This window comes from Saccharopolyspora tripterygii (assembly GCF_054778355.1).
Map to the genome: position 1 here is coordinate 23,259 of NZ_BAAGZP010000040.1, position 19,115 is coordinate 42,373.

The 19,115-nt window shown below is 69.6% G+C and carries 22 protein-coding genes; 7 read left to right on the top strand and 15 right to left on the bottom strand.

Annotated elements, in window-relative coordinates:
* Positions 1–49 precede the first annotated feature (49 nt).
* The 7 genes from ACYVF3_RS27435 to ACYVF3_RS27465 form a co-directional block, all read right to left on the bottom strand.
* Positions 50–1,069: an LLM class flavin-dependent oxidoreductase gene (locus ACYVF3_RS27435; protein ID WP_461157152.1), complete on the bottom strand. Its 1,020-nt coding sequence runs from the start codon at positions 1,067–1,069 to the stop codon at positions 50–52.
* Positions 1,062–2,423 carry an MmgE/PrpD family protein gene (locus ACYVF3_RS27440; protein WP_461157153.1) on the bottom strand — a complete coding sequence of 454 codons (1,362 nt, stop codon included), beginning with the start codon at positions 2,421–2,423 and terminating at the stop codon, positions 1,062–1,064. The genes ACYVF3_RS27435 and ACYVF3_RS27440 overlap by 8 nt, the downstream gene beginning before the upstream one ends.
* Positions 2,424–2,443: 20 nt before the next feature.
* Positions 2,444–3,607: an acyl-CoA dehydrogenase family protein gene (locus ACYVF3_RS27445; protein ID WP_461157154.1), complete on the bottom strand. Its 1,164-nt coding sequence runs from the start codon at positions 3,605–3,607 to the stop codon at positions 2,444–2,446.
* 4 nt (positions 3,608–3,611) lie between these two features.
* Positions 3,612–4,817, bottom strand: a complete 1,206-nt coding sequence (locus ACYVF3_RS27450) for a CaiB/BaiF CoA transferase family protein (RefSeq protein ID WP_461157155.1) — start codon at positions 4,815–4,817, stop codon at positions 3,612–3,614.
* A complete protein-coding gene (locus tag ACYVF3_RS27455; protein ID WP_461157156.1) occupies positions 4,814–5,338 on the bottom strand; it encodes a MaoC family dehydratase in 525 nt (174 codons plus the stop codon). Before ACYVF3_RS27455 ends, ACYVF3_RS27450 begins: the two co-directional genes overlap by 4 nt.
* A gap of 31 nt (positions 5,339–5,369) precedes the next feature.
* The gene (locus ACYVF3_RS27460) at positions 5,370–6,758 is read right to left on the bottom strand and encodes an MFS transporter (RefSeq protein ID WP_461157157.1); all 1,389 of its coding nucleotides are present in this window, start codon (positions 6,756–6,758) and stop codon (positions 5,370–5,372) included.
* Between the two features lie 126 nt (positions 6,759–6,884).
* Positions 6,885–7,709, bottom strand: coding sequence for an HpcH/HpaI aldolase/citrate lyase family protein (locus ACYVF3_RS27465; protein WP_461157158.1), 825 nt, complete (start codon positions 7,707–7,709; stop codon positions 6,885–6,887).
* A gap of 118 nt (positions 7,710–7,827) precedes the next feature.
* On the opposite strand from ACYVF3_RS27465, the gene ACYVF3_RS27470 reads away from it, so the two are divergent.
* Positions 7,828–8,631 carry a FadR/GntR family transcriptional regulator gene (locus ACYVF3_RS27470; protein WP_461157159.1) on the top strand — a complete coding sequence of 268 codons (804 nt, stop codon included), beginning with the start codon at positions 7,828–7,830 and terminating at the stop codon, positions 8,629–8,631.
* 105 nt (positions 8,632–8,736) lie between these two features.
* On the opposite strand, the gene ACYVF3_RS27475 is transcribed toward ACYVF3_RS27470, so the two are convergent.
* Complete coding sequence (locus ACYVF3_RS27475) at positions 8,737–8,976, bottom strand: hypothetical protein (protein ID WP_461157160.1); 240 nt, start codon at positions 8,974–8,976, stop codon at positions 8,737–8,739.
* Positions 8,973–9,734: a hypothetical protein gene (locus ACYVF3_RS27480; protein WP_461157161.1), complete on the bottom strand. Its 762-nt coding sequence runs from the start codon at positions 9,732–9,734 to the stop codon at positions 8,973–8,975. Before ACYVF3_RS27480 ends, ACYVF3_RS27475 begins: the two co-directional genes overlap by 4 nt.
* Before the next feature lie 151 nt (positions 9,735–9,885).
* Between ACYVF3_RS27480 and ACYVF3_RS27485 the strand changes: the two genes are divergently transcribed.
* From ACYVF3_RS27485 to ACYVF3_RS27500, 4 genes are all read left to right on the top strand, one after another.
* Positions 9,886–10,401 (top strand): hypothetical protein, encoded by a 516-nt coding sequence (locus ACYVF3_RS27485; protein ID WP_461157162.1) that lies wholly within the window; start codon positions 9,886–9,888, stop codon positions 10,399–10,401.
* A complete protein-coding gene (locus ACYVF3_RS27490) occupies positions 10,394–11,287 on the top strand; it encodes an SRPBCC family protein (RefSeq protein WP_461157163.1) in 894 nt (297 codons plus the stop codon). Before ACYVF3_RS27485 ends, ACYVF3_RS27490 begins: the two co-directional genes overlap by 8 nt.
* A 143-nt stretch (positions 11,288–11,430) precedes the next feature.
* Complete coding sequence (locus ACYVF3_RS27495; RefSeq protein ID WP_461157164.1) at positions 11,431–11,910, top strand: GtrA family protein; 480 nt, start codon at positions 11,431–11,433, stop codon at positions 11,908–11,910.
* Between the two features lie 115 nt (positions 11,911–12,025).
* Positions 12,026–12,979 carry an esterase/lipase family protein gene (locus ACYVF3_RS27500; protein ID WP_461157165.1) on the top strand — a complete coding sequence of 318 codons (954 nt, stop codon included), beginning with the start codon at positions 12,026–12,028 and terminating at the stop codon, positions 12,977–12,979.
* A gap of 242 nt (positions 12,980–13,221) precedes the next feature.
* Here the strand turns inward: ACYVF3_RS27500 and ACYVF3_RS27505 are convergent, their stop codons facing one another.
* From ACYVF3_RS27505 to ACYVF3_RS27525, 5 genes are all read right to left on the bottom strand, one after another.
* Complete coding sequence (locus tag ACYVF3_RS27505; RefSeq protein ID WP_461157166.1) at positions 13,222–13,725, bottom strand: Pycsar system effector family protein; 504 nt, start codon at positions 13,723–13,725, stop codon at positions 13,222–13,224.
* Positions 13,726–13,800: 75 nt separating this feature from the next.
* Positions 13,801–15,114 carry an MFS transporter gene (locus ACYVF3_RS27510; protein WP_461157167.1) on the bottom strand — a complete coding sequence of 438 codons (1,314 nt, stop codon included), beginning with the start codon at positions 15,112–15,114 and terminating at the stop codon, positions 13,801–13,803.
* 174 nt (positions 15,115–15,288) lie between these two features.
* Positions 15,289–16,317: an LLM class flavin-dependent oxidoreductase gene (locus tag ACYVF3_RS27515; protein ID WP_461157168.1), complete on the bottom strand. Its 1,029-nt coding sequence runs from the start codon at positions 16,315–16,317 to the stop codon at positions 15,289–15,291.
* Between the two features lie 36 nt (positions 16,318–16,353).
* Positions 16,354–16,608 (bottom strand): DUF397 domain-containing protein, encoded by a 255-nt coding sequence (locus ACYVF3_RS27520; RefSeq protein WP_461157169.1) that lies wholly within the window; start codon positions 16,606–16,608, stop codon positions 16,354–16,356.
* The gene (locus tag ACYVF3_RS27525; RefSeq protein ID WP_461157170.1) at positions 16,605–17,462 is read right to left on the bottom strand and encodes a Scr1 family TA system antitoxin-like transcriptional regulator; all 858 of its coding nucleotides are present in this window, start codon (positions 17,460–17,462) and stop codon (positions 16,605–16,607) included. The genes ACYVF3_RS27520 and ACYVF3_RS27525 overlap by 4 nt, the downstream gene beginning before the upstream one ends.
* Before the next feature lie 113 nt (positions 17,463–17,575).
* Here ACYVF3_RS27525 and ACYVF3_RS27530 point away from each other — a divergent pair, with 113 nt between their 5' ends.
* Together ACYVF3_RS27530 and ACYVF3_RS27535 are read left to right on the top strand one after the other, a co-directional pair.
* A complete protein-coding gene (locus tag ACYVF3_RS27530; protein WP_461157171.1) occupies positions 17,576–17,794 on the top strand; it encodes a zinc finger protein in 219 nt (72 codons plus the stop codon).
* Positions 17,791–17,976 (top strand): hypothetical protein, encoded by a 186-nt coding sequence (locus ACYVF3_RS27535; RefSeq protein ID WP_461157172.1) that lies wholly within the window; start codon positions 17,791–17,793, stop codon positions 17,974–17,976. The genes ACYVF3_RS27530 and ACYVF3_RS27535 overlap by 4 nt, the downstream gene beginning before the upstream one ends.
* An 85-nt stretch (positions 17,977–18,061) precedes the next feature.
* On the opposite strand, the gene ACYVF3_RS27540 is transcribed toward ACYVF3_RS27535, so the two are convergent.
* Positions 18,062–19,063 (bottom strand): hypothetical protein, encoded by a 1,002-nt coding sequence (locus ACYVF3_RS27540; RefSeq protein ID WP_461157173.1) that lies wholly within the window; start codon positions 19,061–19,063, stop codon positions 18,062–18,064.
* Between the last annotated feature and the right edge of the window lie 52 nt (positions 19,064–19,115).

Genomic DNA, 19,115 nt, shown 5'->3' on the forward strand with positions numbered 1-19,115 from the left:
ATGATCAACGACCGATTTGCCCGGTAAATTCGGACCAAAACTGCCCGGGTCACGCGCCGCGGAGGGCCGGGGCGACTTCCGCGGCGAGGAGGTCGATCGAAGCGCGGGCGTCTTCCACCGGCATTCCAGCCCATTCCGTGCGCAGCACGAAGTGGTTGACGCCCAGCTCGTCGCGCCACGGGAGCAGCGCCTCCAGGCAGTCCTGCGGGGAGCCGACGATGAACCGGTCATCGGCGAGGTCGGTGTAGTCGGCCCGGAACGAGTCCTTCCCGGGCAGGACCTTGTCCTGACCCCAGTCGGCGTAGACCTCGTACTTGCGGGCCAGGTGCGGCCGGGCGAGTTCCAACGCGCGTGCGCGGGTGGGGGCGCAGTAGATCTCGCGCATGAGCGGCAGCTCGCCGACCGGTCCGCGACCGGCCGCTGCGCGCTCGGCGTGGAAGAGGTCGAGCTGCCTGCGGATCGTGGTGGCCGTGGCGTGCGGGTTGATCAGCCAGGTGTCGGCCAGCCGGGCCGCGCGACGGACGGCGCCGTCGGCGTTGGCCGCCATCCACACCGGAGGTCTGGTGCGCGGCAGCGCGGTGGAGCGGACGCCGTCGAGGCGGCACCACGGGTTGTCGGCGTGGACCGGCCGCCCGCTCCACAGCTCCTCGACGATGCGGAGGTTCTCGGTGAACCGCTCGACCTTCTGCTCGGGGCGGATGCCGAAGGCCGCGTACTCGACCTCGCGGTAGCCGAGCCCGACGCCGAAGATCGACCGCCCGCCTGTGACGGTGTCCAGGCTCGCGAAGTTCTCCGCGGTGTCCACCGGGTTGTGCAGCGCGAGCAGGTGAATCCCGGTGCCGATGCGCATCTCCCCCGCCTCGGCGGCCAACCGCGCCAGCCACGGCAGCGGCTGGATGTGGGAGAAGGTCTCCGGCAGGTGGTGCTGCCCGGCGAACACCGAGTCGAGCCCGCCGTCGCGGGCGGCCCGGACGAGGCTGAGCTGCTCGCCCAGCGCCTCGACCGGGTCCCGTCCGCCTGGTTGCTGATGGGTCAGGAAGACCCCGACCTGGACCGCCCGGTCAGCCACGACAGGCCTCAGCGAAGTCGGACGCGGGCGTGTCGTCACCGAGCGAGAGCACCGCGTCGAGGACCTTCTCGGCGGTGCCTGCCGAGGTCGCCGTGCCGATGGTGTCCCGGAACTTCGCGACGATCTCGTCGTTGCTCAGCGGCCGCTCGTCGTGACCGCGGTTGACCTGCTCGCGGTGCCGCAGCACCCGCCCGTCGGCCAGCTCGATCTCGATGTGACCCGAATAGGCTGCGGGGAAAGCGCTTTCGTCGTCATCGCGCACCTCGACCTTGCCCGCCAGCGCGAGGACGTCCTGGTCCCGCAGCGCCTCGTCCTCCAGCTCGGTGAGCGTGAAGCGACCTCGCCGCAGCGCGGTGGCGACCACGAACGGCAAGCTGAACTTCGCGTCGTACTCGTCGCGCGGCGCCCACTTCGCCTCCAGCGGTTCGCACACGACCTTGCCCGGAACCGGGTGGATCGCGCACCGGATGCGGCTGATCTCGGTGTCACCGATCTCCGGCCGCAGGATGAGCGCGGCGTCGGCGAAGGCGTGGATGAAGTGGCAGATCGGGTACGGCTTGACGGCGGTGCGCATCAGCTCCCACGTCTCGCCCCAGCCCTCGGTCACCGCGTCCGGACGCACGTCGCGCCCGGTCAGGTGCGTGTTGTAGAGCCCGAACCGGCCTTCGTAGACCTCGTTCGGCCCGCTCCACCCGGCCTGGGCGAAGCTCGCGGCGGTGAGCCCGGACATCGCCGCCCACCCCGGGTGCAGCCGCTTCGTCCACGCGCCGTCGGCGAGGAATTCCAGCAGGCCGGCGCTCATCGAGCCGACGACGCCCTGCGCCATCGCCAACCGCTCGGCGTCCAGCCCGGCGACCTTGCCCGCCGCCACCGCAGCGCCGAACGCGCCCGCGACCGCGGTCGGGTGGAAGCCGACGTCGTGGAACCCGCCGGCCCCGCCGATGCCGACCCGCGCCGAGACCTCGACGCCCAGGATGTAGGCCAGCAGCAGATCCCGAGTGCCGGCGCCCCGCCCCACTGCGGCCGACAGCGCTGCGGGCAGCGCACCCGCCGACACGTGGGTGACGGCGGGGATGTGCGTGTCGTCGAAGTCCATGCCGTGGATGAGCACGCCGTTGAGCACCGCGGCGTCCCTGGCCGAGAGCCGGTCCGGCATGGCCAGCACCGGGTGGTCACCGGTGCCGAACGCGGTCAGCGCATCGCGCGCCACAGCCGCGAACGGGTAGCGAGTGGAGGCGAAGGCGAGGCCGACGGCATCGAGCACGAGGTGCCGGGCCCGCACCAGGACCTCGTCGGGGATGTCGGAAAGCGTTGCCTTCGAGGCGAATTCGGCAACCTGGCGGGACAGCGTCATGGTCGATCCTCCAGTTCCAGTCACCGCAGCGTCGCCTTGCCCGACAGCAGGGCCTTGGCGACGACGCCGCGCAGCACGTCGTTGGTGCCCTCGCCGATCGACATCAGCGGGGCGTCCCGGTACAGGCGCTCGACCTCGAACTCCGTGGAGTAGCCGTAGCCGCCGTGGATGCGCATCGCGGCCGTGGCGCAGGCCAGCGCCTGCTCGGACGCGAAGATCTTGGCCATGCCCGATTCGGTGTCCATCCGCACCCCGTCGTCCATCCGGGACGCCGCCCAGTAGGTCATCAGGCGAGCGGACTGCAACCGCACGGCGATCTCGGCGACCCGCAGCTGCACGGCTTGGAACTCGCCGATGGCCTGGCCGAAGGCCGTGCGGTCCCGGGCGTAGCCCAGCGCCTCCTCGTAGGCGCGCTGAGCGATGCCGACGCTGCGGGCGGCGATGTTGATCCGCCCGGTTTCCAGCGACGACAGCGCCTGCTGCATGCCCCGGCCCTCCACGCCGCCGAGCAGCTGCGAGGCGGGAACCCGCACGTCGGTCAGCACGACCTCGCAGGACTCGGTGCCCTTGTAGCCGAGCTTGCCGATGTCGCGGGTCACCTCCAGCCCGGGCGTGTCCGCATCCACCAGCAGGACGCTCATGCCCCGGTGCGCCGGGTCGGCCGTGGGATCGGTCTTGACCAGCACCGGCAGCGGGTCGGCGTGCCGGGCGTTGGTGATCCACATCTTGGTGCCGTTGACGACGTAGTGGTCGCCGTCGCGGCGCGCGGTGGTGCGGATGCCCTGCAGGTCGGTACCCGCACCGGGCTCGGTGAGCGCGATGCCGGTGCGCCGTTGCCCCGTCGCGAGCTCCGGCAGGTACTTCGCCTTCTGCTCCTCGGTGCCGTGCCGGGAGAGCATGAAGCAGGACACCGAGTGGCTGCCGAGGATGCCTGCGATGCCCATCCAGCCGCGCGAGATCTCCTCGAAGGCCAGCGCGAACGACACGGTGTCGGCGCCCAGCCCGCCGTACTCCTCGGGGATGGCCAGGCCGAACAGGCCGAGCCGCTTCATCCCCTCGACGATCTCCGTCGGGTAGCGGCCGGACTGCTCCCAGTCGCGAGCGACCGGCACGATCTCGCGGTCGACGAAGTCGTGCAGCGTGTCGCGGAACAGCCGTTGTTCGTCGTTGAGCTTGAAGTCCACTGCCTCAACCCTTCCCCAGCACGCCCGCTCGGCGCAGCGAGTCGATCTTGTCGTCGTCGTAGCCCAGTTCCCGCAGCACGCGGCCCGTGTCGGCACCCATCGGGGGCGCGCTCCGGGTGGGAACCCGGTCGGCACCCGGCGGGCCGACGCGCACCGCGCTGCGCAGCGTGCGCACGGTCCCGAAGTCGGGGTGCTCGGTGCTGGCGATGAGGTCGCGCTGCAGGGTGTGCGGATCGGTCATCGCGGCGGCGACGTCGTTGATCGGCGCGCACGGGATCGATGCCGCGTACAGCGGTTCCAGCCATTCGGCGACCGTGCGCCCCCGGAAGATCTCCTCCAGCGGCGGGAGGATCTCCTCCCGGTTGCGGTCGCGGTCGGCGAAGGTCAGGAAGCGCGGGTCCTCGGCCAGCTCGGGCCTCCCGATGACCTCGGTGAGCCGGTGCCAGAACTTCTCCTTGGCGCAGCCCACCACCAGCCACCCGTCGGAGGCCTCGAACGCCTGGAACGGCACCAGCGACGGGTGCGCCGACTGCCGGGTGCGCGCGGGCTCGTACCCGGCGGTCAGGTGCCAGGTCCCGGGGTAGGTGAGCAGGCTGATCGCGGTGTCGTAGAGCGAGAGGTCGCAGTCGGTGCCCACCCCGTCGCGGCGGGCGGCGTGGATGCCCGACAGCAGCGAGATCGCCGCCACGTACCCGCCGCAGTAGTCCACGAGGGACAGTCCGGTCTTCTGCGGCGCGCCTCCGGGTTCGCCGGTCAGCGACATCCACCCGCCGAGGGCCTGCAGCACGTAGTCGTAGCCCGGCTCCTTCGACCTCGGTCCCGTCATGCCGAACCCGGTCAGCGAGCAGCAGACGATCCGCGGGTTGATGTCCTTGAGGTCGTCGTAGCGGATCCGCAGCTTCTCCGGGACGTCGCCGCGCAGGTTCGAGTAGACCGCGTCGGCCTCCCGGACCAGGTCCTCGAACACCCCGCGTCCCTCGGCGGAGCGGATGTCGAGGGTGATCGAGGACTTGTCGCGGTTGAAGGACTGGAAGAACAGCGAGTCGCCCTCGGCGGCGTAGGGCGGCACGGTGCGCCCGACGTCGCCGTCGACCGACGGGTCCTCCACCTTGATGATCTGCGCGCCGAGCTCCGCCAGGTGCATCGACCCGAACGGGCCGGCGCCGTACTGCTCCAGCGAGATGATCCGCACGTCTTCCAGGGGTCTCATGGCTTCTCCAGACTCAGCGGCTCGGCCGCCTGCGGGAACAGCGATCCCGCCCCGCCCGCTTCGCTCTTGTGCACGTAGAAGGTGCGCTTGAACGACAGCACCTCGGCGGCGTCCTGGTTGAGCGTGCGGGTCTTGACCGTGACGATGCCCGCCTGCGGCCGCGATCCGGACTCGCGCTTGGCCAGCACGATCGACTCCGACCACAGGGTGTCGCCCGCGTAGACGGGTGCGGTCAGCTTGAGCTCGTCGAGCCCCAGGTTCGCGAAGGCGTTCTGGGTGAGGTCGGTGACCGACTGCCCTATCGCGATGGCGATCGTCAGGGGCGAGACCACCAGCATCCGCCCGAACTCCGACGAGGAACCGACCTGCGCGTTGAAGTGCGCCTGGTTGGTGTTCATCGTCAGCAACGTGAACCACGTGTTGTCGGTTTCGTTGACGGTTCGGCCGAGGGGGTGCTGGTAGACGTCCCCGATCTCGAAGTCCTCGAAGAATCGGCCCTGCCAGCCGGGTTTCACAGCCACAGCCACGTTCCCTTCCGAGAGTGCGCCGATGTCAGGCGCGTTCGATTTCTTCCAAGCGGCGGTTGGTGGTGCGCTCGCCGAACAGCTGCATCACCAGTCCCATCGCCAGCGCCGCCACGGCCAGGTAGACGTACACCGCGGACATGCCCAGCCCGGAGTACAGACCCGCGACCAGCAGGCCCCCGACCACACCGGCCAGGCGGCCGGATCCGTTGGCGATGCCGGAACCGAGCCCGCGCAGGTGCAGCGGGAAGACCTCGGCGATGTAGGTGTAGAGCGTCGCCACGCCGGTCTGCATGAGCATCGCCGCGCCGAAACCGCAGATCAGGATCGCCGCCGAGTGCGGAATCAGCCCGAACAGCAGCAGCAGGACCGCGACCGCGACCTGGAGCCCGAAGATCACCGTCTTGCGCTCGAATCGGTCGATGATCGGCATGGCCATCAGCGCACCGGGCACCGCGGCGATCGCCAGGATCGAGGAGAACGTCAGGCTCTGCGCCGTGGTGTAACCGCGCTCGACCAGCAGCGTCGGCACCCACGAGCTGAAGCCGTAGAACGACAGGATCAGGAACACGCACGCCGCCGAGGCGACGATCGTCTTGCGCAGGGTGGCGCCGCGCAGCAGCTCGCTCACCTTGCCCGCCACGACCGGGCGGTCCGGGGTGGGTTCCGGGAGCGGCTGTCCCGTGCGCGACTCGGCCTGCGCTTCGAGCTTCGAGACGAGCTCTTCCTCGCCGCCGGTCAGGCCGTGCGCGGCGCGCCAGCGCACCGACTCGGGCAGCACCCGCAGCGCCACGACGCCGGCGATCGCGCCCAGGGCACCGACCACGAAGATCCATCGCCAGCCGCCCTCTCCCAGCGGCACCAGCAGGCGCGCGGCCCAGGCCGCGATCGGGACTCCGGTGAGGCCGATGGCCAGCAACAGCGCCTGGTACCGGCCGCGGTGGGCGCGCGGGAACATCTCGCTGACCCACACCAGCAGCACGCCGGTCATGGCCTGCAGGCCGAAACCGGTGAGCACGCGCAGGATTCCCAGCGACCACGGTCCGACCGCGAAGGCGCTCAGCAACGAGAACAGCGAGTAGAAGAACACCGCGCCGATGAGCACCGGGCGTCGGCCGATGCGGTCGGAGAGCCTGCCGCCGACGATCGCCCCGAAGAACATGCCGACGAAGCCCGCCGAGGTGATGGCCCCGACGCCGCCGATGGACAGGCCCCACTCCGCGCGCAGGGCCGGGGCGGCGAAGGCGAAGGAGTTGAGGTCGACCAGGTCGAAGACGAACAGCGAGCCGAGCAGCCACGCCCAGCGGTGATGAGTCTTGGTGACGACCGGGATCCGGTCGAGGCGAGCGGCGAGATCGGCTGTCCCGCTGCCCGGCGGGGACACCCCGGTTTCGGGATCGGATGGTCGAGACGCCATGGGTCGTCCTCCCTCCGGCACGCAACGCTGCGCGCCTCACGGGCTCCGCGCCTGCCGCGCGGAGCGACCGGGTGGTCCCGGCCACACCGGCGACATTAATCATCAGACATTTAAAAGCGCAAGACCTCAGGCGTCGTTTCCAGCCTCGCCGGCGCGGAGCAGGACCGCCCGCGCCCGCAGCTCCACCGGCCGATCGATGAGCTTCCCGTCGAGCACCGCCACCCCGCCGGATCCGGCTGCGACCAGCACCTTCTTCGCCCACTCGACTTCCTGCCCGCTGGGCGCGAAGGCCTGAGCCACCACCGGCACCTGGCTCGGGTGGATGCAGAGCTTCGCGGTGTAGCCGAGGGAGAGCGCGTGCGCGCAGTCGGCCCGCAGCGCCTCCTCGTCCCGCACCGCCGTGGTGACGCCCTCGATGGGGGCGCCGACGCCGGCCACCCGCGCGGCCAGGACCAGGGCGGAACGCGCGTGGCGCAGCGCCTCCGAGTCGGCCGGGTCGACACCGAGCTCGGCCGCCAGGTCGACGCTGCCGAAGGCCGGCCGGACGACGCCCGCCGCGGCGCAGACCTCGGCCGCCAGGTGCACGCCGAGAGCCGTTTCGATCAGCGGGATCACGCGCGCGCCCGACCCCAGCTCGGCCGCCAGCGCGGCGACCTCCGCGGGGTCCTGCGCCTTCGGCAGCATCACCGGCACGGAGGGAACGGCCGCGACGTCGGCGGCGTACCACGGGGTCGAGGGCGGGTTGATGCGCACGGCCACGCGGGACGGCCCGGTGGCCAGCCAGTCGGCGACGGCCCTCCTCGCCTCCGGCTTGGCGTCGGGCGCGACCGCGTCCTCCAGGTCGAGGATCACCAGATCCGCACCGGACGCAACGGCTTTCGCGAAGCGGTCAGCTCGGTCACCGGGAACGAATAGGACGGTTCGGGCGCCGATCAACGATTCTTCACTCATACGTCTGACTTTTACACAGAAGGCCCACGTTCGGTAGCCGTGCGGGATAAGGTGGGATGGCAGTCAGAGCGGGTCACGAGGCCGTGGCACCGCGAGCAGCACTCCGGAGCGTGAACAGATGAGCTCGAACCAGGACCACCGGGGCACCGCGACCTCGCCGACCGGCGAGGGGCAGAACCCGTCCCCGGCCGCGCCCCGAGCGCACCTGCGGGTGCAGAAGGTCCGGCCCGCCTACCGGCAGGTCGCCGACGAGCTGCGCTCCCAGATCATGCGCGGAGTGCTCGAACCCGGCTCCCGGCTGCCGTCGGAGTCCGAGCTGACCGGCATGTTCGGCGTGAGCCGCTCCACCGTGCGCGAAGCGTTGCGCGCCCTGGCCAGCCAGCACCTGATCGAGACGCGGCGCGGCGTGCAGGGCGGATCCTTCGTCGCCGCACCGGAACCGGACAAGCTCGTCGACGACCTCGGCGGCATGCTCGGCGTTCTGGTCGCCACACCGCGCTTGGGCATCGGCGACCTGCTGGAGGCGCGGCTGCTGCTCGAACCCGCTGCGGCCCGCCTGGCCGCGCAACGGGCGGACACCGACACCATCGACGCGTTGCGGGCGGCTGCCGAAGCCCCGCGCGATTCCCGCGACCCCAGCGGCTTCGTCACGCACATGGACTTCCACACCATGATCCTCATGGCGACCGGGAACCTGATGCTCACGATGATGGGCCAGCCCGTCAGCGACGTGCTGCGCACGCGCCTCGACCGCGCTTCGGTCGCCCAGGAGCAGTGGGACCAGGTCGACACCTGCCACTTGAGCATCGTCGACCACATCGCGCGCGGCGAAGCGGCCGAGGCCGAGGAGGTCATGCGCAACCACCTCCTCGACCTCCGCGACCTCTACGGCGAGACCTGGCGAGATCAAGGCCGCAGCTGACCGGCGCGTTCGCGAGATCTTCAGCAACTCCCAGTTCCTGTCCAACCGGGATCCTCGATGCCGAGATGCCCGTTCAGCGTGGACCAGGTCTGGGCGCGGCCGAACTCACTCACCCGGACTCCTTCGACTCAGGAAAGCCATGATCCGGTAGTTGACCTCGATGTCCCGGTAGGTGGTGCCGGGCGCCACCCGGTTCGGGAGGTTGGTGCGTTCGCTTCCCGAGCTGGACCGCTCGTCGGTGCCCCCGGAGAAGTCGACCATGGTCTCCGGCGCTTCCAGGAACGTGATCTCCTCGGCGCGCGCGGTGCTGGTGAACGACACGTCCGCGCGATGCTCCCGGCTCACCGGCGTCGTTCCCTCCTGGAGGGGGCGCCGCGACTGCTGCGGCGCGGTCGGGTCTCCGGTTCCCTCGGCGCAGCACGCCTTTTCGGGGACTTCTCACCTCCGGAGCCGTCGCCTCCGACGACATCGCGGGCGCCCCGGCCGACCTGCTCGGCCGCGTCTCCCACGTCCTCGACGGCTTCTCCCGCACCAGCACCCACGTCCTCCACGGCGGAGCCCGTGCCCTCGCCCACGCTCTCGACCGCACCACCGGCACCAGCGCCCACGTCCTCGACCGCCTCGGCGGCCCCCTCGCCCACGTTCTCCACGGCACCGCCGGCACCAGATCCGACTTCCTCGACCGCCTCACCCGCACCTTCGCCCACGTCCGCTACCGCGCGGCCCACGCCGCTGGTGAGGTTCTCCAGGATCTGGGGGTTGCGGTCGATCGTCGTCAGCACCCGGTCGAGGACATCTGCGACGTTGTCGAGCCGGACGTTGAGCAGGGCCTGCGCTCGCACTCCCTTGAGCTGCAGAGCCACCCGCCCGAGCTCCGCGTCGACCCCGACGTTGAGCTTGAGCAGGTCGAGGACCTCCGCCTGAAGCGACACCCGCGCGCGGAGGTCCTCCACCTCCAGGCTGATCTCGTCGACCTCGACCACGGGAATGTCGAGATGGACGTCCGGATGCTCATCACGACGCTTGCCCTCGGACACGGGTTCGCCCTCGACACCCGACTCCACGAGCTCCGCGTTCTCCGGGCGCTCGTCCTCTGCTGCCATGGCCGAATCCCCTCCTCCAACGGCAACTCGCTCGACGTCACCAACAGCCTTAGTCGGCTGCGTTCTCCCCGGGTAAGAGGACTTCGGCCCTACCCGGCACCAGCTGGCGCTCCTAGTTTTGCGCTCACGAGCACGCGAGCAGGAGGCCCGGATGAGCAAGGTGCAGATCGCGACGGCCGTAGCGGTCGGATATGCCCTCGGCCGGACCCGCCGGATGAAGCTGGCGCTCATGGCCGGCGGGGTCCTGCTGGGGCGGCGTGTGAAGAGCCCCACCGACCTGCTGTCGAAGGCGGGGAGCGCGGTGCCGACCGAGCTCACCGGCACGCTCCGCGATCGCCTGGTCGATGCCGCCAGATCCGCTGCCGTGGCCGCCGCCAGCGACAAGATCGACTCCCTGGGCGACGACCTGTCCGAGCGGGCCGCCAAGATCCGTGCCGGGAAGGAAGAACCCGAGCCCGCCGAGCAAGACGAGTCCGAGGACGAACCTGCCGGGTCCAGCGACCAGCAGGACGAGTCCGACGACCAGCCTGCCGAGTCCGGTGGCCGGAAGTCGGCGTCCTCGCAGCGGCCGGAGGCCCAGGACGCGCCCGCGCGCGCACCCCGCAAGCCGTCCGCCCCGAGGAAGCCCAGGGCTTCTACCCGCAAGGCCGGTGGGAACGATGGCTGACGACGAGCGCCAGGAGACGCGCGGACTGGTGAAGGACTTGCCGTTCGACCACCTCAAGGACGCCGCTGCAGACCTCCTCGAAGCGATGGTCTCCCGGGCGGTCGGCTCGGTCACCGGCAAGATCACCGATCTCACCGGCAAGCTGACCGATGTCGCCGACAGCGGCGGTTCGGGGATCACCGCCGCGCTCACCGGAGCGAAGGACGTGGTCGAGGGCAAGTCACCGGTCAAGGCCGTGCTGAACACCGGAGCCGCAGGCGCCAAGGACAAGGTCCAGCAGGCGCTGGGCGGCGGTGGCGGCGGGAGCAGCGACGGCGGGAAGGTCGTCAACATCATCGAGCAGTTCGACGTCGGTCTCCCGGTTCGCGTCGCCTACGACCAGTGGACAACGTTCGAGGACTTCCCCAGCTTCACCAGGAAGGTGGAGAAGGTCGAGCAGGAATCGGACGAGACGATCACCTGGCGCGCCCAGATCTTCTTCTCCCACCGGGACTGGGAATCGACCATCGTCGAGCAGGTTCCGGACGAGCGGATCGTGTGGAGGTCGACCGGGTCGAAGGGCTACGCCGACGGCGCGGTGACCTTCCACGAGCTCGCGCCCACGATGACCCGCGTCCTGCTGGTCATCGAGTACTACCCCAAGGGCTTCTTCGAGAAGACCGCGAACCTCTGGCGTGCGCAGGGACGACGCGTTCGCTCGGACTTCAAGCACATCAAGCGGCACATGATGACGCGCACCATCCTCGAACAGGACGAGATCGAGGGCTGGCGCGGCGAGATCCGGGACGAGCAGGTCGTCAGAACCCACGAAGAAGCCCTCGACGAGGAGCAGGACGACTACGGCGAGGAGAGCGACGGGAGCGAGCCCGCCTCTCGCCGGGGGTGAGCGCCCTCCGGCACCTCCCACCGCTCCGGCGCCGGCGGTGGTGATCGACCCCTTCCCAGGTGTTTCCCAGCTCATTCCCCGCACGCGTGCGCATTTCCGGGCTAACTTGGTGATCGGAAGCACACCGGGCGGGAGGATCGACCATGAGTGGTCTCAGCGCGCCGCCCTCGGGGTTCCTGGGGCGGCTTCGCGGTCACGTCGTCGGCCAGGCCGCGATGTTCACCGCGGTCGGTGCCGCGACCACGCTCGCCAACGCCGTGCTCTTCCTGCTGCTGCGCGGCACGTTCAGCGCCGAGCTGTCGAACGTGCTGTCGGTGCTGACGACCACGATCGCCAGCAGCCTCGCGCACCGCCGGTGGGTGTTCTCCGACCGCGACGAGCACCCGATGCGGATGCACCTCCAGTCCCTCGCGGTGTTCGGCTTCTACTGCGCGTCGAACCAGATCGCGCTGTGGCTGCTCGGCCTGGCGGTCGAGCAGCCGTCGAACACGGCGGAGGCCGTTGCCGTGGCCGCGATGGCCCTGTTCGGCGGGACCAGCCGGTTCCTCGCGCTGCGCCTGTGGGTCTTCGCCCGCCGCGCCCGGGTTCGGAGCCAGGGCGGCGCGGGCGCGATCCGGGCGTAGTGCACGACCTCCTCAAGCGCTGAGCGGAAGCAACGCTGCTCGATATTCCGTTGCGAAGCCGGCCTCCCGCCTCTAGCGTTGATCGAACGTTCGAAAATTTCTGGGGGAATGTTCGATGCGCGATCAACGATGGCGCCGGGTGTCGGCTGCGGTTCTCGCGGTCGGTCTCGGCATGAGCGTGCCGGCGACCGCTGCTGCCGCGGACCAGCCGCTGGCCGATTCCAAGCCGGTGCTGCTGGTCCACGGCTACAACGAGGGCGCCGACGCGGATTGCGAAGACCTGTGGGGCGCGGCGCGCGACGAGTTCACCGGCCGGTCGGTGAGGACGATCGGCTACTACGAGAACGACGACCACTGCACCGAATTCGTCGACGGCCGGGGCAACAACGACAACAACACCAAGATCCAGGACCTCGCGAAGGAGTTCGCCAACCACGTCCACTCGCAGTACACGAGCAAGGGCCAGTCGGTCGACATCGTCGCTCACTCGATGGGCGGCCTGGTCACCCGGGTGGCCGTGCTCGGAACCCGCGAGGGCTGGAGCGGTTTCCCACCGAAGATCGACGTCGACGACGTCGTCACGCTCGGCACGCCGCACGGCGGCATCACCAAGAAACCCTGCTCCGGCCCGGACGAGTGCACCTACCAGTGGTGGCAGATGACGCGCGAGGAAGACGGCGGGTCGGGTTTCATCAGCAAGCTCCACGAGTCCGAGAAGGGCGCCCACGACCGCGGGTTCGACGACGCGTGGGCCGAGGGGATCGACTGGAGCCTGGTCGGCTCGGAGGAGGACACGACGGTGGCCTACGACCGGGCCATCGACAAGGGCTTCTGGGCGCACCAGAAGTACGGGTTCGACGAGGACCTGAACAACAACGGCACGGCCGACTGCACGAGCCCGAAGAACATCGACCACCAGGCCATCCGGCTGGAACGCGACGGCGACTACTGCCTCCGCTACTGGCACCACGGCGCCGACGGCGGCCCGTACACCACGGAAAAGGGTTGGGCACCACTGGAGATCGCGCGCAACGCGATCAACCACAAGGGCGACAACCTGCCACGATGAGACTGCGGCCGGGATGCGGTGACCGCGTCCCGGCCGTGTCTAAGGGGTCGTTTCAGAATGCGGCGGAGCCGCTGTCTCAGGTGTGGGACTCAGTCGGCACCGCCGCGGGTTCTCACACGTCGTCTCGCTGAGGACGACACGACGCCGTGTATTGGCATACATCAGTCGTGGCGCACGGAGTCCAGGCGGCGTGTGAGGTTCCGCTACCCGCACCGCCAAGCAAGGTGATTGCGCAAGAACCCCTAAGGCTGCGACCAGGCGACGGCGATCACGGCGGTGATCACCCCCGCGCCGATGAGGAAGGTCGCCAGCCGGAGCCCGCGGAACTTCATCGCGCCGAGCCGCGAGATCGTCAGCAGCTGCTGCCGGTACCAGCGCTGCGGGTCCGCGGTGATCCGCACGACGAACGCCGTCATCTCCTCGTCGGTCGTGCGCCGACTGCGGAACCCGCTGCCGCGCAGGTGCGGGCGCACCACCGCGAGCAGGACGAGAACCGCCAGCATGAGCAGCACCAGCGCGCACCACAGAGCGACGCGCCCGGCGGGCGGGATCGGGATCCGCGGCAGCACCGCGGCTCCCACCGTCACGATCGGCCCGAAGGTGGCCAGCAGCGTGCTCGCCTTCGTGTCGGTGCGGGCGATCGCGGCATCGGCGCGCGCGAGTTCGGCCCGCAGCACCTCCACCTCAACGCCGCGCGTGTTCCCGCGCTCGTCGCACTCCGACCCATCCGCGAGATCGCGGCCCATCTCCGTCTCCTACCGCTCGCCCGGTTGGTCCGGCCACGATACGTCCCAGGTCCGCGGGGCCGGAGGCGATCGCCCTCACTCGTTCAGATCGGCTCCCCTGGGTTCGCGGACCAGCGTGACGGCGAGGAACGAGATCACGCTGAGCACCATGATGTAGCCGCCGACCGCGTAGGCGCTGCCGGTGGCCTGGGTGAGCGCTTCGGCGATGGTCGGCGCGAAAGCACCGCCGAGGATGGCACCGAACGCGTAGCCGATGGACACGCCGGAGTAGCGCACGCGGGCCGGGAACATCTCGGCGTACATCGCCGACATCGGCCCGTAGGACAGCCCGATCCCGAACGAGAGCACGACGATGGCCAGCGCGAACATCACCGCGCTGCCGGTCTCCATCAGCATGAACATCGGCAGCATCCACACGAAGACGGCCCCGTAGCCGATCTGGAAGGTGCGCACCCGCCCGATCCGGTCGGACAGCGCCCCGGAGTGGACGGTGAACACCAGCCATCCGACGGCTCCGACGATGGTCGCCAGCAGCACCGTCGGCCGGGACAGCCCGAGGCTCTTGCCGTAGCTGAGGAAATAGGCGATCACCAGGTATCCGGCAGCGTTGTTGGCCACGAAGATCAGCGCGGCCAGCACCACGTTGCGGCTGTTGCTGCGGAACAGCTCCCGCAGCGGCGCGGACGAGTGGGCCTTGCGCTCCAGCATCTCCTGGAACACCGGGCTCTCCTCGACCAGCCGCCGCACCAGGTACCCGAACACGATGAGCACGACCGACAGCAGGAACGGGATCCGCCAGCCCCAGGCCAGGAACTGCTCCTCGCTGGTGGTGGAGCTGATCAGCCAGAGCACACCGGTGGCCAGAATCAGGCCCAGCGGAACACCGGTCTGCGGGTAGGACCCGAAGTACCCGCGCTTGCCCTGGGGCGCGTGTTCCACCGCCATCAGCGCGGCACCACCCCACTCCCCGCCCGCGGAGAAGCCCTGCACGACGCGAAGCACGATCAGCAGGACCGGCGCTGCGACCCCGATCTGCGCGTAGGTGGGCAGCAGCCCGATGAGCGCGGTCGCGGACCCCATCATGATCAGGGTCATCACCAGCATCGCCTTGCGCCCGAGCCGGTCGCCGAACCGTCCCGCGACCACGGCCCCGAGCGGCCGGAACAGGAAGCTGATGCCGATGGTCGCCAGCGACAGCAGGCTCGCCACTCCGGGCGCGTCCTGGCTCACCGGCCCGAAGAAGTGCGGCGCGAACACCAGGCTCGCCGCCTGCGCGTAGATGAAGAAGTCGTACCACTCGATGGTCGTCCCGACGAGCGTGCTGGCCAGCAACCGCCGCTCGTCCCTGGTCCGGCCAGCACTCGCAGCGCGCTGCACGGAGTCCGACATGCCTGGAACCTCGTCGTTCGTCGTCGGTGTGTTGGATGTCTGTCTAGTCGCGACGACACGCCAGGTCGAGACCCCACCCAGACGCATTCACGATGAATCTTCGCCGCGCTGCTCGTGCGCGCTCGACATCATCACGCGTGGTGACGGCGAGAACCGGAACCGCCGACGACCGGATCAGGAACGATCTGCTGCGCGAGAGCCCGGACCTGCGGATTCCGGCAGGAGCTCGGCCAGCAGTTCGTAGGAGTGGCGGCGGTCTTCGTGGTGGTGAACGGGGGTGGTCACCATGAGTTCTCGCGCGCTGGTCTTGCTGAGAAGCGCGTCGAGCTTCTGGCGGAGGGTGTCCGGGGTTCCGGTGAGCAGGCCTCGGGTGCGGTGGGCGACCTCGGCGCGTTCGTCGTGGGAGCAGCTGAGCTCGGCCGCGTCCTGCGGGGTGGGCAGGCGGATCCTGCTGCCTCTCAGCCGGCTGAGGGTTTTCACCCGGGTGGAGCCGGCGAGCCAGTCCGCTCGGGCGTCGGATTCCGCTGCGATGGCGGCGACGCTGATGAGGACTCGTGGTGCGGGGTTCGCGGCGGAGGGCCGGAACGCTTCCTCGTAGGTCTGGATCTGCTCCAGGCAGTCGGGGTTGAGGTGGTGGGCGACCGCGTACGGGAGTCCGTGCGCTCCGGCGAGCCGGGCGCTGGCGCTGGACTGGCCCAGCAGCCAGACGTCCGGTCGGTTGCCGACGGCCGGGATCGCCGCCACGGAGCCTAGTTCGGGCTCGGTCGATGCGAAGTGGCCGAGGAGTTCGGCGAGCTGGTCGGCGAAGTCGCCGCGATCCGGGGTGGCCTTGCGGACCGCTGCCACCGCTCGGGAGTTGCCGCCGGGTGCCCGGCCGATGCCCAGGTCGATCCGGCCGGGGTGCAGCGCTTCGAGAGTCCCGAACTGCTCGGCGACCACCAGGGGCGCGTGGTTCGGGAGGAGCACGCCGCCGCTTCCCACGCGCAGCGCGCCGGTGGCGTCCGCGATCCGGGCCACCAGCACCGCCGGAGCTGCGCTGGCGACCCCTCGCATGCTGTGGTGTTCCGGCACCCAGTACCGGTGGTAGCCGAGGGCGTCCGCCGCGCGGGCCAGGTCGACCGTGTTGTGCAGCGCCTCCCGCGCGGTGGCCCCCTCCACGATCGGCGAGGTGTCCAGCACCGACAGGCGCACATCGTTCGGCACTGCCAACGGTCACCTCTCCGGTTCGGCGGGCGCTCCTCAGACCGAGAACCGATCGTCCTTCACCGCGTCGATGAACGCACGCCACTGGGCCGGGCTCGCCGTGAGGTGCCCTGCCTGCGGCGACTTCGAATCGCGCACCGCCGCGTGATCGGACACGCGCCCGACTTCGACGCAGTCGCCGTTGGGGTGGCTGAAGCGCGACTTGCGCCAGCCGACCACGTGACCGACCTCGACGCAGTTGCCGATCGGATTGCTGCGGGTCGACTTCCGCCAGCCGTGGACCTCACTCATCTCGCACGCTCCCTCTCGTCCGCGATCGTGCCGATGAGCTCCGCACTAGCTTCGGGGCTCAGTGCCAGCTTGCCGATCTCCAGCACTGCTTGTCGATACCCCTGCACGTCGGCGGCATCGACGACGAACGTCCCAGAGCTGTGGTGCTCGAAGTGAATCGTCGGCGGGGAATCCGGGAACTCGTAGAGGACGAACGGGCCCGCGAGTCCCGGATGCCATCCGACGTGCGAGGGAACGACCTGCAGCGTCACGTTCCCCCGCTCCGCCGTGCTCCGCAGGTGGCGGAGCTGGTCGGCCATCACCTCGGAATCGCCGATCACGTCGCGGATCGCGTACTCGCCGATCATCGCGTGCAGGCGCAGCGGCGATCTCCGCGTGAGCACCTCGCGCCGGGAGGCCCGCACCGTCGTGCGTGTCTCGACCTCGCTCGGGGCCAATCCCGCCGCCAGCGACGCGGCGCGGGCGTAGTCGGTGATCTGCAGCAGACCCGGCACCGCCATCGGCGACCACTGCACGACATCGGATGCGGCTCGTTCGCATTCCACGACACCGGCGAGCTGAGGCGGAATGCCGGGAATTCCCACGGCGACCCAGTTCGGTTCGCCGGCGTTGCGGGCCATCTCGACGAGCCGGTGCTTCTCGTCCCCGCTCACCCCGGCCGCCGCGAGCAACGCCGCCACGTCCGCCTGCGTGGGCACCCTTCGGCCGGTCTCCCAGTGCGACACGGTTCCGTGGCTCATACCGAGCCGTTTGCTCAGCTCTCGTCCGCTGATCCCGGATTCTTCGCGAACCGTTCGAATGGCTGCGGCGAGCGCCCGAGCTCGCGGTGTCACCGCACCGATGTCTCCAGGCACGAATTGAATCGTAGGAACACCTGGCTGGTATATCCATCCCACTACCGGGTAATTGATCAATGACTACTAGACGTCAATTCTGTTGCTGACACCGAAAACAGCTGGGGGCTGCGATGTATCCGTTTCACTGGGTCCCGACGAACGCGTCGCGGCATGCGAGCACCGATCGGCGCCCGGCAGGCACTCTCGCGTATCCGACCGGTACGGCGGTCTCGACGTTGTGCGGGCTCGCAGGCCAGGTCGCCGACAACTCGGAACTCGCGTGGCTGTGGCCGTCCTGCCCGGAGTGCTACCGGGCAGCGGTCGAGATAGCCCGAGCGACCGTCGGATGAGCGCCGAAACCACGCGGCTGGCGGTGTTGCTCCGCAGCACGCAGTGGATGCTCGACGATCTGGCCCACGAGGTCGGAGGCGGAGCGCTCAACAGCACCGAACTCGCCACGACCGCCAACGCCCTCGACGAAGTCGCCACGCTCCTGCGCGATCTCTCCCGAACTCGCCATCCACTCGGATAACCCGATCCATCGCAGACCGAATTCATGCCGAGAACCGTGCGCGCGAAAATCCGCAGTTCTCCTGATCGTTCGCGAAGAATTCCGCTTAGCCCACGGGTTCTCGGTCGGTCCGGGACGCGCGGGCGAGCCGGCGGGCGCGAAGACCGAGCCAGGTCAGGAGGGCGAGCACCGCGACCACGAGGTACTCGATCAGCGGGATCCGGACGATCTCACCGAGATCGGCCAGAGAACGGGTCGAGTACACGGCGATCGCCGCCGCGAGGTAGCCCGTGACCAGCACCCAGCGGGTGGGTTTCGACAGGCCCAGGCCGTGCATCTGGGTGATGACGAAGACCCCGAGGAAGCCGAATAGGAACATCGGCCACAGCCCGTCCGGACCGGTGTTCATCACCGCCACCAGGGTTCCGTGCACGACGACCAGCACCTCCAGCGTCAGGGTCCACCATCGGTCGGTGTGGGCGCGGGTGAAGAACAAGCTCCCCTGCAGCAGCAGCAAGAACATGTAGACGAAACCGATCAGGTGGCCGCTGGTGTTCTCCATCGGGTGGAACCAGAACGTGTAGACGGCGGCCCAGCTGAACAGATAACCGTGGTAGGTCCGGACGAACCGGGTGACCTCCGCCGAGATCGGCGCGGGCCGGCCGAAGAACATCCCCCGGCGGCGGTTCTCCATGATCAGCACGACGATCAGCAGCACGACCACCGACGCCTGCGAGCTGAACACCGACACGTCCTGGGCGAGCCCGTCGTAGAACACCTGCGTTTGCAGCTCGTGCAGCGCGATGAAACCACCGTTCGCGGCGAGCGCGACCACGTTCACCGGGTGCAGACCCCGCGCGTACTCGCGGACGTGCCGCTGCGCGTAGAAGATCAGCCCCCAGCTGACCAGCTGGTGCGCGACGTAGCCGCCCCAGGCCGAAGCCCTGGTCCAGAACGTGGGCTCGGGCAGCTTCCAGTAGTACCAGGACGCGCCCCGATCGGGCAGCAGAGCGACGTCCAACCACCACCCACCTGCCCAGACACCGGCGGTGAGCAGCAGGCACGCGGCCACCCCCAGACCGAGCACGGTGCGCGAGTTCGTCAGCATTCCCGGATTATCCACCCTCCTCGCACCGAAAATCACCGTCTTGACCAGGGAT

Bases quoted from the DNA above. Each gene is read 5' to 3' on its own strand.
- ACYVF3_RS27450 (WP_461157155.1), bottom strand. From the start codon at position 4,817: ATGAGACCCCTGGAAGACGTGCGGATCATCTCGCTGGAGCAGTACGGC.
- ACYVF3_RS27510 (WP_461157167.1), bottom strand. From the start codon at position 15,114: ATGTCGGACTCCGTGCAGCGCGCTGCGAGTGCTGGCCGGACCAGGGAC.
- ACYVF3_RS27485 (WP_461157162.1), top strand. From the start codon at position 9,886: ATGAGCAAGGTGCAGATCGCGACGGCCGTAGCGGTCGGATATGCCCTC.
- ACYVF3_RS27470 (WP_461157159.1), top strand. From the start codon at position 7,828: ATGAGCTCGAACCAGGACCACCGGGGCACCGCGACCTCGCCGACCGGC.
- ACYVF3_RS27495 (WP_461157164.1), top strand. From the start codon at position 11,431: ATGAGTGGTCTCAGCGCGCCGCCCTCGGGGTTCCTGGGGCGGCTTCGC.
- ACYVF3_RS27540 (WP_461157173.1), bottom strand. From the start codon at position 19,063: ATGCTGACGAACTCGCGCACCGTGCTCGGTCTGGGGGTGGCCGCGTGC.
- ACYVF3_RS27535 (WP_461157172.1), top strand. From the start codon at position 17,791: ATGAGCGCCGAAACCACGCGGCTGGCGGTGTTGCTCCGCAGCACGCAG.
- ACYVF3_RS27500 (WP_461157165.1), top strand. From the start codon at position 12,026: ATGCGCGATCAACGATGGCGCCGGGTGTCGGCTGCGGTTCTCGCGGTC.
- ACYVF3_RS27480 (WP_461157161.1), bottom strand. From the start codon at position 9,734: ATGGCAGCAGAGGACGAGCGCCCGGAGAACGCGGAGCTCGTGGAGTCG.
- ACYVF3_RS27505 (WP_461157166.1), bottom strand. From the start codon at position 13,725: ATGGGCCGCGATCTCGCGGATGGGTCGGAGTGCGACGAGCGCGGGAAC.
- ACYVF3_RS27530 (WP_461157171.1), top strand. From the start codon at position 17,576: ATGTATCCGTTTCACTGGGTCCCGACGAACGCGTCGCGGCATGCGAGC.
- ACYVF3_RS27520 (WP_461157169.1), bottom strand. From the start codon at position 16,608: ATGAGTGAGGTCCACGGCTGGCGGAAGTCGACCCGCAGCAATCCGATC.
- ACYVF3_RS27460 (WP_461157157.1), bottom strand. From the start codon at position 6,758: ATGGCGTCTCGACCATCCGATCCCGAAACCGGGGTGTCCCCGCCGGGC.
- ACYVF3_RS27465 (WP_461157158.1), bottom strand. From the start codon at position 7,709: ATGAGTGAAGAATCGTTGATCGGCGCCCGAACCGTCCTATTCGTTCCC.
- ACYVF3_RS27490 (WP_461157163.1), top strand. From the start codon at position 10,394: ATGGCTGACGACGAGCGCCAGGAGACGCGCGGACTGGTGAAGGACTTG.
- ACYVF3_RS27440 (WP_461157153.1), bottom strand. From the start codon at position 2,423: ATGACGCTGTCCCGCCAGGTTGCCGAATTCGCCTCGAAGGCAACGCTT.